At 41.9% G+C, this 14,014-nt stretch carries 10 protein-coding genes; 4 read left to right on the forward strand and 6 right to left on the reverse strand.

Translation table 11 applies throughout. The annotated features are described in order from the left end of the window. Window positions 1-35 precede the first annotated feature (35 nt). Entirely contained in the window at window positions 36-773 is a 738-nt protein-coding gene (locus tag MHI25_RS18660; protein WP_339168376.1) for a glycosyltransferase, read from the forward strand. A 56-nt stretch (window positions 774-829) separates the two neighbouring features. Beyond that, window positions 830-1,486, forward strand: coding sequence for a glycosyltransferase family A protein (locus MHI25_RS18665; RefSeq protein ID WP_340393919.1), 657 nt, complete (start codon window positions 830-832; stop codon window positions 1,484-1,486). A gap of 100 nt (window positions 1,487-1,586) precedes the next feature. Here MHI25_RS18665 and MHI25_RS18670 read toward each other — a convergent pair whose 3' ends face one another. Next, window positions 1,587-3,197, reverse strand: coding sequence for an S-layer homology domain-containing protein (locus tag MHI25_RS18670; protein ID WP_081387788.1), 1,611 nt, complete (start codon window positions 3,195-3,197; stop codon window positions 1,587-1,589). A gap of 94 nt (window positions 3,198-3,291) precedes the next feature. Beyond that, a complete protein-coding gene (locus tag MHI25_RS18675) occupies window positions 3,292-4,725 on the reverse strand; it encodes an MDR family MFS transporter (protein ID WP_340393920.1) in 1,434 nt (477 codons plus the stop codon). A gap of 230 nt (window positions 4,726-4,955) precedes the next feature. Between MHI25_RS18675 and MHI25_RS18680 the strand changes: the two genes are divergently transcribed. Next, complete coding sequence (locus MHI25_RS18680; RefSeq protein ID WP_340393921.1) at window positions 4,956-5,651, forward strand: TetR/AcrR family transcriptional regulator C-terminal domain-containing protein; 696 nt, start codon at window positions 4,956-4,958, stop codon at window positions 5,649-5,651. Window positions 5,652-5,736: 85 nt separating this feature from the next. Here the strand turns inward: MHI25_RS18680 and MHI25_RS18685 are convergent, their stop codons facing one another. From MHI25_RS18685 to MHI25_RS18700, 4 genes are all read right to left on the reverse strand, one after another. Then, window positions 5,737-7,338 (reverse strand): hypothetical protein, encoded by a 1,602-nt coding sequence (locus MHI25_RS18685; protein WP_340393924.1) that lies wholly within the window; start codon window positions 7,336-7,338, stop codon window positions 5,737-5,739. Further along, window positions 7,331-8,044, reverse strand: coding sequence for an ABC transporter ATP-binding protein (locus tag MHI25_RS18690; RefSeq protein ID WP_076217841.1), 714 nt, complete (start codon window positions 8,042-8,044; stop codon window positions 7,331-7,333). Before MHI25_RS18690 ends, MHI25_RS18685 begins: the two co-directional genes overlap by 8 nt. A 1,464-nt stretch (window positions 8,045-9,508) precedes the next feature. Beyond that, window positions 9,509-11,248: an ABC transporter ATP-binding protein gene (locus tag MHI25_RS18695; RefSeq protein ID WP_340393926.1), complete on the reverse strand. Its 1,740-nt coding sequence runs from the start codon at window positions 11,246-11,248 to the stop codon at window positions 9,509-9,511. Next, window positions 11,245-12,990: an ABC transporter ATP-binding protein gene (locus tag MHI25_RS18700; RefSeq protein WP_340395694.1), complete on the reverse strand. Its 1,746-nt coding sequence runs from the start codon at window positions 12,988-12,990 to the stop codon at window positions 11,245-11,247. Before MHI25_RS18700 ends, MHI25_RS18695 begins: the two co-directional genes overlap by 4 nt. Before the next feature lie 150 nt (window positions 12,991-13,140). Between MHI25_RS18700 and MHI25_RS18705 the strand changes: the two genes are divergently transcribed. Then, a complete protein-coding gene (locus tag MHI25_RS18705; protein ID WP_340393928.1) occupies window positions 13,141-14,010 on the forward strand; it encodes a LysR family transcriptional regulator in 870 nt (289 codons plus the stop codon). Window positions 14,011-14,014 lie beyond the last annotated feature (4 nt).

The raw sequence follows: 14,014 nt of genomic DNA on the forward strand, positions 1-14,014 counted from the left end.
ACTTTTCCCAAAAATGCATATGAGGGGTTGGTTAAATGAGTGCTGTACCTCACAACAAGGCGAACCAACAAGGTATTTCTATTATTACCTGTACCAATCGCCATAATTATTTAAACAACCTATTTCAAAATTACAGCAGACAAAAATATGCCAATAAAGAACTTATCATTATTATCAATAATAATAAAATTCCACTATCCCCCTACCAAACCTTAGCTAAAAAACACAAAAATATTAAGATATATCGTAAACCTGAACAGCAATCTCTCGGTTCATGCTTAAACTATGCCGTAACAAAATGCAAATATCATACCATTGCCAAATTTGATGACGACGATTATTATGCCCCTTATTATTTGACGGAAAGTATTCTGACCTTAAAAAGAACTAAAGCTGATATCCTTGGAAAACGGGCTCACTATATGTATTTACTAGGTTCAAAGACTTTGATTCTTCGTTTCGCAAATGATGAACACCGAATGGTTACCCATCTCCCTGGCGCTACGCTCGTCTTCAAACGAAAAGTATTCGATCATGTGAAATTTCCTAATAAAAACGTAGGTGAAGATGATCTCTTTTGCAGCAGAAGCAAAAAGAAAGGTTATAAGGTTTATTCTGCAAGTAAAAATAACTTCGTTGCCATACGTAGAAAAAACTCTTCAAAACATACATGGATCATCAGTGATAGTACACTAATAGCTAACCATAAGATCATCCGGAATATTAAAAACTATAGGAATTTTGTTGGACGCCGTCCAAAGATTTCGTTATGAAATTAACTGCTGAATCTACTTCATCTGCTGTGTCTATTCTAACTTGTACAAAACGAATGGATTGTATTAAAACAATATTTGATAACTATCAACGACAGAATTTCAAATCTAAAGAGCTTATCGTGATCATTAATAATGATAGCTTGAAAATAGAAGACTATATACATGCTGCAAAAAAACATAAAAACGTACGGATCTATAAACTACCAGAATATCGTTCACTGGGGTTTTGTCTGAATTTTGGTGTGCACTTAGCGAATTATAGCTGTATCGCTAAATTTGATGACGACGATTATTACTCTGCCAACTATTTAACGGATAGTATGAACATCCTCCATAAAACTAAAGCTGATATCGTTGGAAAACGAGCTCACTATATGTATTTAACTGATAAGAAGCTACTTTTGCTTCGTTATCTTCATATGGAAAATAAACAGGTAACCAATGTTCAGGGTGCGACCCTACTCGTAAAACGAAATGTCTTCCAGCAGATTTCCTTTCCAGATTGGAATAAAGGTGAATGCGTTAAGTTTTGTGCGGATTGTGCTGCACAGGGCTTTAAGATCTATGCAGGAAATAAGTATAACTTCGCTGCGATTCGTAGAAAAAACTCCAAAGATCACACTTGGGTCGTTAGCGACAAGAAACTTCTAGCTCAAAATGTTAAAGTTCTAAACGTGAAAAACTTCAAAAAATACGTAACGCGAGGCTGATTTAATCAATCTAATTCTACCAGCTATGCATTAATAACCCAATAAAAAGACTGGACAGCAATATAGCTAAGCGGCTATTCGCATCCAGTCTTTCATATTTTTAAAAAGTATAATCGTAAAATTTCTCTGCATTCCTTAAGCTGGACCATACATCAGAGCTTTCTCCGCCTATATACCAATAAGCTACTCCAGCAAGTTTTTTAGTAACCGCTAAGTTGTATTTTGTTATTAATGAACGCCCATCCTCAATCCAGATCGTATGTTTTATAGCTTGTTTCGAGTAGCCCGCGACATATTGTCCCAGCGAAGGATTCCACACGGGTCTCGATGCATAGCTGCTGATAATCTGATTTTGCTCCGGAAGCGTAATATATTGAGAGGATAAAACCGTCCCCTTCTGGTTCAATGTCCAATCCCGATTATATAAGGGCAATGCCAATATAACTTTTTGACTAGGTACAACTTTTAGGATTGTATTCACAGCCTTTTGATCATAAGAAAGCGAGGCATTGGACCCCGGAACTTGACTCCCGTCATAATGCTCATCATAACCCATCATCACCATATAATTCACTTGCTTGCCTAGGGCAGCATAGTCAAAAGCTTCTGTCCAATCCGTTCCAAGATCAGGAGATACATCCATCGACAGGATAACATCGAGCGAATGCATTTTCTCGGCTAATAAAGTAATAAACGAAGTCAAATACACACGATCTTCGGCCGCTACATTTTCAAAATCTATATTTAGTCCATCTAATCCATATTTACTCACTAAAGCAGCTAACTGATTAACTGCCGTATTCCTTGCGGTTGTACTCAACAGCATCTGATGCGTCGCTTCTTGATCCGATCGATTGCCAACCATCGCCCAGACTTGCTTCTTATTATTTTTTGCCCAAGTCACCAGCGAGGCGTCTGTCGAATCCGTTACTGCCCCTGTTTTCCCAACATAATACCAACGTGGTGATAATGTGTTGACGTTCGATTGCAGAACATGATTCTCAAATTGTGCCGTCGTGAGACCATACTGCCAGCCTATAACAATACGTTTGTCCGGATTACTTTCCAGCTCTGCCGCCCAGCTTGTATGTTGCAGCACCCGATCCATCAGCACTGCCGTCTCTTGCCTTGTTATCGGGTCCGTGGGCCGAAAATTTCCGCTATTATCGCCTTTCATTAATCCGCGATCATTAACCTTAGCTACAGCAGCACTTGCCCAGCTAGCAATTTGTTGCCGATCCTTAAAATTAGTTTGTGCGGCAGTTGCAGTGTTTGTTTGCTTTAGAGCTTTGGCTATCCACACAGCCGCTTCCTGCCGAGTGACTGCTTTTGCGGGTGCAAAAGTAGTTGCCGAAGTGCCGTTCGCCAGTTCAAGCTGAACCGCAGCCTGAATCCAGCCGTAATACCAAGCGCTTTTGGCTACGTCGGTATAAGGAGATACCGGACTCAACGCTGGATCAAGCTTCAACAGTCGATCAAGTACTGTTATAAATTCAGCTCTAGTAATCGATTGAGTAGGTGAAAATTTAGTATTCGAGGTGCCAGTTAATATATTCCGGTTATATAAATCTATGATTTCTTTTTTTGCATAACTAGTGTTTATATCCTCAAAAGGAACCCCGTTATCGGCCGATATATGCTGAATAAATACTCCGGCGGCTAGCACGACAGCGAGGGTTATTATAGTAAATCTAGCAAATATATTTTTCACGGGTTAAGAGATTCCCCCTTGGTTATCAATCTTTGAATTATACCAAGGATACAATCAATAAACATCGCTAAAATATTGGTAGAGTACGATAGGATCAGCTCTTCGGATTACGCAAAAAGAGACTAAGAACCACACCACACAGCGCCAAGACCAATGAAACTAGGAACGTATCGTGGAATCCTGCAACCATAGCCGCTGAGGGTAGTTTCTGATTCCCTTGACTCATATGTGTAGCTATATTGGAAGTCAATAAGCCCGACATTATAGCGACAGCAAAGGAACCCACAATTTGTTGCGCAGAGGCAGTAAGTGGGGTAACACGGCTGATCAGATCCTTCGGAGCGGCCTTAAGCACATGTGTACCGAGCTGCATAGTAGTTAATCCTTGGCCAAGTCCCATAATGGCAAAATAACTGATCATAACGTATACACTTGTATCATTTTGTAAACGTGACAAGAGAAAGAGTCCGGTGGACAGCAGCACAAGTCCAGAGAACACAACGGGCCGAGCTCCAAACTTATCAAATAACTTTCCTCCAATAATCATGCCAGCAAAGGATATTAATGCTTGGGGAATAACTAAAAGCCCCGATTCAAAGGAAGAAAAACCTCTGACCTGCTGCAAAAAAATTGGAATTAACAGAATCGAACCAAATAAGGCGAACTGATTAATCCAGGTCAAAATCATACCTTTACTAAATTCTAGAGATCGAAAAGAGCGAAGTTCCAATAACGGTTCTTTTTGGCGCAATTCCACGAAAATAAACAAGGCTAAAGCAATGAAGCTGAACGCAAGAGATATAATCGTTATACGATCCCCCCAGCCATCTACTCCCCCTCTATGCACCCCAAATACCAAGCTGGAGAAGGCGAGCGGTGATAAAATCACACCCCAAATATCCAATTTAGCTTTATTCCCCTTCTCTATTACCGGAAGAAATTTCACTCCAACAATCATTGCAATAATGCCAATGGGAACATTAATCAGAAAAATCCAATGCCAGCTGGCATATTTCAACAGCCATCCTGACAGTACAGGGCCAAGAACAGGCGCAATTAACATCGGTAGTCCAAGCAATCCCATGATTGAACCTCTTTTATCGGGAGGTGCGATTTTGAATGACATAGCCATACCAATTGGAGCAATCATCCCTCCGCCTAATCCCTGCAAAATACGAAAGATTATCAGCTCTGTTGTGGATTGTGCCATAGAGCATAATAAAGAACCTATGGTAAACAATACGATCGAAGCTAAAAAAACACGTTTGGCAGTAAACTTATCCGAGAACCAACCGGCCAATGGGATAATTACGGATAAAGCCAGCGTATAACCCGTAATGGCCCACTGTATTGTTTTTAGGCTGGTATCAAAGGTTTTTTCAAGCTGCGGGATCGCTACATTCATAATTGTACTGTCGAGCATAACCAGCAGCATTCCTGTTATAAGTGCCAGTATTACGGGAAGTATTGTTTTTATAGAAAATTCTTTGGTGACTGGTTGGGATTGTTCCACTTGAAGATTACTCATGGGTCTATACACATCCTTTTTAATTTTTACTAATAAAATTGCTAACTGCTGCCTCCTTTTTTTAAAAATCGCACCTTTAAACTAACAGTGTAAGATTAATATAGCACCCGTTTATTTGCTTGTAAATAAAAATATCTAACACTGTAAGATAAAGCAGTAATCTAACGATGGTAGACCAGCCATTCATCTTCGCTTATGATAAAGAAAGACAGTAACAGGAGGTCGTTTCGATGAGAATCAAAAATCTGCAAATCACTGAACAAGATATAATAAAAGCTTCTTGGGTGCTGTTGGATGATATCGGCATAGAGGCATTTAGTATGCGTAAATTAGCAGAACTACTAAAAATACAAGCCGCCTCTCTGTATTGGCATTTTAAGAGTAAACAGAGCATTTTCCAGACGCTTGCTAATGAGGTCGCCAAAGAAGCCCTCGAAACTGCGAATCTCGAAGGTGCTTGGCAAGAACAGTTATTTAATTTTGCAGACCGAATTCGTGGGGTTTTACATAAGTATCCTTGCTCGGCTCAGCTGATGATGAGAACCTTGCCTTCTGAACCTAATTATCTATCTTTACTGAATACTTTGCTTCAGATCGTGGATCATCTTCCTTTAAGCGATAGTGATAAATTCTCCTTAATTGCATGCGTGTTAAACTATGTGATCTCTTTCGAATTGGACAAATATGAGCAGGATCGAATTGACTTAGCCATGAAAAATGAACCTAATGGAGATGCTAGAGTGGTTTTTAAACAATCGCTTGAGCACTTATCCGGGGATGGACCTAATGTTATAAAACGAATGTACGAAAACAATATTTTTAATGAAATTGGCTCTGATAAGATGTTCTATACAGGTCTAAAAATATTGGTGGGCGGAATTGAACAGTTAGCTAATGAGCGACAAGAACAACAAGAGCGACGGTAGAACTTAGGGATTTTTCACGAAAATAAATCTTGCACAAAAAAAGGGCATCCCAGCAGCCAATTTCGGCTTTTGGAATGCCCTTTTTTTAAAGAGCCCGAAATAAAAATTCTCCTTTGGACTGGATGTATCTATACATCACTCCACACGCTACTAATATCACCACACCAATACCTAACATAACGAGATTACCATTTAGATCAGATAAAAGAAAACTCAAACCAAATGGAATCAGCAAGCTGATAAATCCTATAATCATCGCTACAAGGACCGAAGCACTTTGTTTAATTACAGAGACTTCATTGGTCCACTCCAGTTTAGGAAGCTTCAAGTTTACGATCACACCTACCATTGCGGTAAGACAAGCGTATAGGACGGGGATTATTAGCAATAACAAGCTCTCCATCCAGCCTGTGCCCAAAGAAATCATTAGAAGCACACTACTCACGATCACAATCGGTACAGTAACGGTGAGATTCACTGCGATTTTACTTAATAATATGGTTTTTGTCGGAACGGGGGCGCTTTTTAAAATCCAAATATGGTTACCTTCAAGCGAAATCGAACTCGAGGTCGTACAGCTTAATGCAACAAAGAGGGAAACAAATAATGGCGCCAATCTGCTTAGATAGTTAGAAAGTTCTGGTATTTCCATAATTTTTCCTAATTGCTCTGAGCTAACAAACAGTAGGGTAATCGCCATGACAAGTAACATGACCATACCAATACTCGTATTTAGCACATATATAGAAGAACTGAAATAGCGGCGCAGCTCTTTTTTATACAATGTGTAAAGCGGTGAAGAGACTGCAAGTGACCTCATTTGATACTTATTCTTTGAGTAAGAAGTCGTAAGGCCTGTGTGTATTGCTTTATATTTGCTGCCAAGAATAAGGGTAAACAACATAAAAGAAAGTAACGAAATCCCTATAAATAATAATAAAGGAGCAACCTGATACGAGCAGACAGCATCTACATACATGACCGTCAAAGGATATAAGTTGAAGATTTGATCGGCAATTTGTGTGCTCATATCCGCAAGTAACTGCGGGTCATTCCCATTCATTTGGCCTGAACCCAAAATAATAACAATGATTACGGCAAAAGTCAGAATGAGACTTATTAAACGACTTCCTTTAAAACGTGAGGAAATCCAACTAATCAATGCCCCTATAATCGTTGCAGCAATGATCGGCACTAATGGGATAAATAGCAGCGTTATCATGAAAAATAAATAATATACTACTGCCGGATTTACCTTTATAGCATAAACTACACCTGCTGGCACCATCACCATCAATGAGAACAGTATATTCAGCACGTAGAGCTGAACTACACGGCTTGCTACGATATGGCTCGTTTTGATAGGCAGCGACATTACGAGATCGTAATCTTTGGAGCCAAATAATACCCCACTCGCCTTATAGATCGTTGTAAAAAATCCAATCAAGCAAGTAACAGCCATCATAATCGCAAGCAGCAGCTCTGGCCGGCCTATCTGTTCAAGGGTCTCTGCTATCATGAAGCTATATCCAAACGAAACCACTGCCATCATGACAATCCCTATTAAGATACCGATGCTCAGCAAAAGCATTTTTCGTCTTTCTTTCATATCTCGTGTATGCAAAGCTTTATTTAACCCAAAGGATGAGATTAGCTGAATTTTCGTCAATCTCCAGATATTAATCATGTTTTATCAACTCCAAAAACACATCTTCAAGGCTGCTGTCACCCTTCACCTCTTCTGTTTTCCCATGAGTGATCAATTCACCCGCTTTGATAATGGCGATCTTATTGCAGAGCTTCTCGGCCACGTCCAGTACATGCGTCGAAAAAAAGATCGCACTGCCCTGGCTGCAAATATCCGCCATAATTCTCTTGAGCGTGTGTGCCGCTTTTGGATCAAGTCCCACAAAGGGTTCATCCAGAACCAGCAGTTTCGGTTTATGAATAAGCGCAGAGATAATCGCGAGTTTCTGTTTCATACCATGAGAATACGCGGAGATCAAATCCCCCAGATTAGAGGTAATCTCAAATTCATCGCTATATTTCTTTATCAGTAACTCCCGATCCGCTTTCGATACGCTAAAAAGATCACCAATAAAATTCAAGTACTGAATGCCCGTCAGATGATCGTATAAATCCGGATTATCTGGAATATACGCAGTAATCGCTTTGCAGGCTAAGGGATCTTTTTTAATGGAGTACCCACCAATCTCGATATCCCCCTCCTCAAAATCTAAAACTCCGACCACTGCTCGGATAGTCGTTGTTTTCCCTGCACCGTTATGACCGATAAAGCCATAGATGTCACCTTTTTCGACCACTAAATTTAGATCATTTACCGCCTTCTTGCCACCCTTATAGCTTTTGGTAAAATGTTTGATTGTCAACATCTTGCCACTCCCCTTCCAATCTCATAACACTCTCAATATGCCATATTTACTGTAGCTTCGTCGTCTTCAATATACGTTTCTTATAATACGTTTAGCCCGTCCAGATAGTTCATTCGTTTGCAAATATTTTATTTTGAGATTTTCACCTCTAACGGGTGGGATAAAATTACGATTAAGTGCAACACGGTCCGTAAGGGCAAACAAACCACTTTGGGGACGGTGAGATAACTACTTGGGTGACGATGAGATAGCTGACTTTGGAACGCTGAACTAACTACTTTCTAATCATTCTACTCCGGATCAGAAGCAATCTACCTTTGGTAGTGGCAGCCATTGCTACGTATCGGACCGAGGCGCCCTTATTTCGCAAAATCATGCCTTTTTCCACTCCGTTCGGACTCAGATGCAGCTATTGTGCCATATCCGCTCCTTTTTCCTGCAATTTCAGCTAGATAAGTGCTATGCAGTCCGTTACTTTGGGAAAAGGCGCCAAAAACACAATTTAGCTGCAATACGGTCCGCAAGGCTAAACAAACTACTTTGGAACGGTAAACAAATTACTTTAGTGACGATGAGCTAACTACTTTGGAACGCTAAGCAAACGACTTTTTAAGCATTCTACTCCAGAACAGAAGCAATCTACCTTTGGTGGTGGCTGCCATTGCAACGTATCGGACCGAGGCGCCCTTATTTCGCAAATTCATGCCTTTTTCCACTCCGTTCGGACTCAGATGCAGCTATTTTGCCATATCCACTCCTTTTTCCTGCAATTTCAGCTAGATAAGCGCTATGCAGTCCGTTACCTCGAAAAAAGGCGCCAAAAACACAATTTAGCTGCAATACGGTCCGTAAGGGTAAACAATTACTTTGGAACGGTAAACAAATTACTTTAGTGACGATGAGATAGCTACTTTGGAACATTAAGCAGACTGACTTTGGTGACGAGGAGCTAACTACTTTCGAACGCTAAGCAAATCTTTGGTGACGATGAGATTGCTAACTTTGGAACGCTAAACAAACTACTTTGTTGACGGTGAGTTAGCTACTTTGGAACGCTAAACAAACTGACGATGAGCCAGCTACATTGGAACGCTGAGCAAACTGACGATGAGCCAACTACATTGGAACGCTGAGCAAACTACTTTCTAAGCGTTCTACTCCGAATCAGAAGCAATCTACCTTTGGTGGTGGCAGCCATTGCTACGTATCGGACCGAGGCGTTCTTATTTCGTAAAATCACGCTCTTTTCCACCCATTTCGGACTCTGATGCAGCTATTGTGCCATATCCGCTCCTTTTTGCTGCAAAATCAGGCGAATAAGTGCTATGCAGTCCGTTACTTTGGGAAAAGGCACCAAAAACACAATTTAGCTGCAATACAGTCCGTAAGGGTAAGCCGAGCCAACCAAAAAAAAGCATTCACCCCCAAATTAGGGATTGAATGCTCTTTTTCTAAATGTAAAGTCTACGCTGATGCGAACTGACTGTTATATAATCTGGCGTAATATCCACCGCTGGCTAGGAGTTGGTCATGCGTGCCACTTTCGACAATGTCTCCGTCCTTCATGAAAAGAATGAGATCCGATTCTCGAATCGTTGACAAACGGTGAGCAATTACAAAGCTGGTCCGACCTGCGATCATTTTTAGAAAGGCCTTCTGAATCCGTACCTCAGTCAGCGTATCAATACTGCTGGTGGCTTCATCCAAAATGAGCATAGGCGGATCTACGAGCATCACTCGTGCTATGGTAAGCAGTTGCTTTTGTCCTTGCGACAAATTATCTCCTGAGCCACTGATCTTTGTATCATATCCCTCAGGCAGGCGTTTAATGAAGCTATGAGCATTTGCAGCCTTAGCAGCAGCGATGACCTCTTCTTCGGTAGCCTCAGGTTTGCCGTAGGCAATGTTTTCTCTAATTGTGCCGCCAAAAAGCCAGGTGTCCTGCAACACCATCCCGAAATTACGCCGCAGACTGTCACGGGTAATCGTCTTGATATCCACACCGTCAATCTTGATGGAACCCTTATCCACATCATAAAAACGCATAAGCAGATTAACCAGTGTGGTCTTCCCCGCTCCCGTCTGCCCTACAATTGCAACCCGGGTACCTGGTTTCACTTCCAGACTGAAATCATTAATCAGAGGACGTTCATTATTATAAGCAAAGGATACTTTTTCAAAGGTAATCGTCCCTTGGCTTGTATTCATAATTTTGGCGTCTGTTGCATCCGCTGGTTCAGGCGAGAGGTCTAGAATGGCGAAGATCCGCTGCGCTGATGCCGTTGCCGATTGAAGCTGCGTAATCACACCTGTAATTTCATTAAACGGCTTAGCGAACAAGTTGGAGAAGATCAAAAAGCTGGACAAATCCCCTACCGTCACAAGCCCGCGAATCACCATAACACTACCGATCATCGCGATAACAGAGAAGGTAATATTATTTACTAACCGTGTTGTCGGATTGGACAAGGAACCGTAAAATTGTGATTTCACACCAGTCTGGTACAAAGTCTCGTTTCGTTCTTCAAACTGGGTCAGTGCACGGTCTTCATAATGATAAGCTGTGACCACTTTTTGTCCGCCAATCATTTCCTCCACGTATCCGTTGAGACCGCCCAGAATTTTAGCCTGCTCCTTAAACATCTTCTGGGAGCGCATCGTAATGAATCTTGCCACAAAAAATGTAACGGGTGCTGACAGAAGAACAACTAGGGTCATTAAAGGACTAATGTACAACATAAGTACAATTGCCCCCACGATAGTGATGATCCCCGTGAGCAGTGTTGAGAAGCCTTGCAGCAGTCCATCAGAGACCGCATCCATGTCATTAACAAACCGGCTGATGCTGTCCCCTTGCGGGTGGTTATCATGAAATTTTAGCGGCAAAACATTTAATTTATCAAAAAGCTCCCGCCGTAAGTCATATACAGTCCGGTAGGCAATTCGATTAGTCAGGTAGGTAAGAAGCCATCCGAAAAAGCTGCCGACAATATACACCCCTGCCAGAATCAAAAGCAGTCTAAGTACGGCGTCAAAATCAACCTCTCCCGGCCCGATCATAAAATCGATGGCGCTGCCGATGAGCAGCGGGCCAATTAGACTGGCAATCACACTGAGTATTGCGCAGATTACTGCACCTATAGCTATTTTTTTATAATGCCCTGTGTATACAATTAGTCTTTTCCAAATGTTGTTTTTGTTCATTGGCCCGACTCCTCACTTGATAGCTGGGACAGGCAGATTTCTTTATACTCTTCACAACCACGCATCAGTTCCTCATGGGTTCCGACACCGGCGATCCGCCCTTCCTCAAATACCATTATTTTATCCGCTTGTCTTACAGTGCTTACCCTCTGCGAGACAAGGAGTACGGTCATTTCCTGGCTGCTCTCTTTGAGAGCCTTTCGAAGTGCCGCATCTGTGGAGAAATCCAGCGCACTGGAGGAGTCATCCAAAATAAGAATCGATGGCTTTCCTACTACTGCACGAGCTATGGTTAAGCGCTGCTTTTGTCCACCGGATAAATTTAATCCCCCACGAGATACTTGCGTATTCAACCCTTCGGGTAATTTACGTATAAACTCCTCCGCTTGAGCAATAGAGGCTGCCTGCATGATTTCTTCCTCAGTTGCATCTTCCTTGCCCCAACGTATATTCTCAGCGATCGTTCCTGTAAACAGCACAGCTTTCTGCGGTACAATCCCGATCTTCTCACGAAGCTGATGCAGCTTATAATCTCGGACATTCACACCATCCACTTTCACTTCACCTTGCACCGCATCATAAAAACGAGGGATCAAATTCACAAAAGTAGACTTACCTGAACCCGTACTGCCAATCAGGCCCACGGTCTCTCCGCGATTAATTACTAGAGATATATCCTCTAATGCCGATTCACCTGTCGTATTATACCCAAAGGATACGTGATCGAATTGTATAGCAGGGGCAGCAGGGGCAGCAGGGGCAGGTTCAGCAATCACAGCATTTCCTTCCTCAGACACGGAGACCTTAACACCCAGCACTTCATTCACACGATTAGCTGAGGATGAGGCTTTTGTAAAAATAATAACCAAGTTGGAGACCACTATCAGCGCCAGCAAGATTTGAGTGATGTAATTGATGAAGGCAATGATCTCCCCTTGAGACAATCGGCCCCCATCGATATGAATTCCGCCTACCCACAAAATAGCAATGATTGCCGCATTTACTACAAGTGTAGTCATCGGCCCAAGCAAAGCAGATATCCGCGAAACCCGGATCGCTGTAGTAGTCAAATCATCGGACGAAGCATCAAAACGTTCTTTTTCTGTACGTCTTTTGGCAAAAGCACGAATTACTCGAATCCCCGACAAATTCTCACTCAGTACGAGCGCAAGGGCATCCAGCTTCTGCTGGTATTTTCGGTACAAAGGAGCACTGCGGGTGATAATAAAATATAAAATAATGCCAAAAACCGGTGTTGCCGCAATTAGAATCAGCGATAATCTAAAATCCAAAATCATGGACATTAGGATAGCCCCGATACAGATAAACGGTGCACGAATAACTAGACGAATTAGCATAGCCACAGCAATTTGCAGCTGGTTTACGTCATTGGTAATCCGATTAATCAGTGTAGGCGTACCTAAGGTATCCAGCTCAGCATACGACAAAGATGTGATATGTCTAAACATCTTATTGCGTAGTGTCGTACCGAATCCCTGTGAAGCCCGGGCTGCATAGTATTGGCATACCATGGAGCAGCCGAAGCCAAGCAGTGACATCAGCACCATTAGGCCACCCATGCGGTAAACATAGGCGCTGTCATGATTACCAACCCCGTTGTTGATGATCAATGCGACAATGGTAGGCAAAATCAGCTCCAGAATCGCTTCCATCAGTTTGAAGATCGGTCCAATGATCGCTTCTTTTTTGTACGGCTTTAAATATACTGCAATTTTGAACAAATTCATCCACACCCAACATAAGAAGTATTTAACCACTTGAAATATGTATAAGAACAGTTATGATTATGGCATATCTACTCACATATTAATAATATTGGATTCGTATCGCTCCCATACGATTAGCATATCTCAAGTTCGGAGGATTTTTATATGGATATTAGACAACTTAAATATTTTATGGCGATAGCTGAGGAAGGACAGATTACATCTGCAGCCAAAAAACTGCAAATGGCCCAGCCTCCGCTGAGCCAGCAGCTAAAGCTCCTAGAGGAAGAACTCGGTGTAAAGCTAGTGGAACGAGGTCCACGCAGCGTGCAGCTCACTGAAGCTGGAGCCATATTGCGGGACCGTGCCCAACAAATCCTGGAGCTGGCAGATTCCACTGCCCGTGAGCTCACTGATTTTGTCAAAGGTTTAAAAGGAACCCTATCCATTGGTACAGTTTCCTCCTCTGGAGCTACGTTGCTTCAAGATCGGCTATGTGAGTTCCACAAAACGTATAAAGGTGTGAAGTTTGAGATTCATGAAGGAAATACCTTTAGAATCATTGACCTCTTGAATAAAGGTATTGTCGAAGTCGGGATTGTTAGGACACCCTTTAATGGCACAAATTTAGAATGTCTTTACACACAAGCTGAACCTATGATTGCCGTAATGACACCTGAGTATGACTGGAAAACGGATGAAACCTTTATTGAGATCGGTGAGCTAAAGGATAAGCCGCTTATTATCTACCGCCGTTTTGAGCAGCTTATCCGGGAAACATGTCTTGAGAACGGCTTTGATCCGCTGATTTTCTGTATGAATGATGATGCTAGAACAACATTGCTCTGGGCAAACGCTGGTCTTGGCATTGGAATCATCCCCAAATCCGCTTTCGAATTAACGAGTAACCGTAATTTGGTCTATAAAGAAATCAGTAGTGAATCACTACGCACGCGGGTCGCCGCCGTCTGGATTAAGGATAAATACTTATCATCATTGGCTTCCAAGTTTATTGAAAGCTTCAAGAATGGATAAATAC

Origin of the sequence: Paenibacillus sp. FSL E2-0177 (genome assembly GCF_037992975.1) — a bacterium.
Taxonomy (GTDB): Bacteria; Bacillota; Bacilli; order Paenibacillales; family Paenibacillaceae; genus Paenibacillus_AQ; species Paenibacillus_AQ odorifer.

Coding starts and splice junctions, on each gene's coding strand:
- MHI25_RS18660 (WP_339168376.1), top strand. CDS start 36: ATGAGTGCTGTACCTCACAACAAGGCGAACCAACAAGGTATTTCTATT.
- MHI25_RS18665 (WP_340393919.1), top strand. CDS start 830: ATGGATTGTATTAAAACAATATTTGATAACTATCAACGACAGAATTTC.
- MHI25_RS18675 (WP_340393920.1), bottom strand. CDS start 4,725: ATGAGTAATCTTCAAGTGGAACAATCCCAACCAGTCACCAAAGAATTT.
- MHI25_RS18680 (WP_340393921.1), top strand. CDS start 4,956: ATGAGAATCAAAAATCTGCAAATCACTGAACAAGATATAATAAAAGCT.
- MHI25_RS18685 (WP_340393924.1), bottom strand. CDS start 7,338: ATGATTAATATCTGGAGATTGACGAAAATTCAGCTAATCTCATCCTTT.
- MHI25_RS18690 (WP_076217841.1), bottom strand. CDS start 8,044: ATGTTGACAATCAAACATTTTACCAAAAGCTATAAGGGTGGCAAGAAG.
- MHI25_RS18695 (WP_340393926.1), bottom strand. CDS start 11,248: ATGAACAAAAACAACATTTGGAAAAGACTAATTGTATACACAGGGCAT.
- MHI25_RS18705 (WP_340393928.1), top strand. CDS start 13,141: ATGGATATTAGACAACTTAAATATTTTATGGCGATAGCTGAGGAAGGA.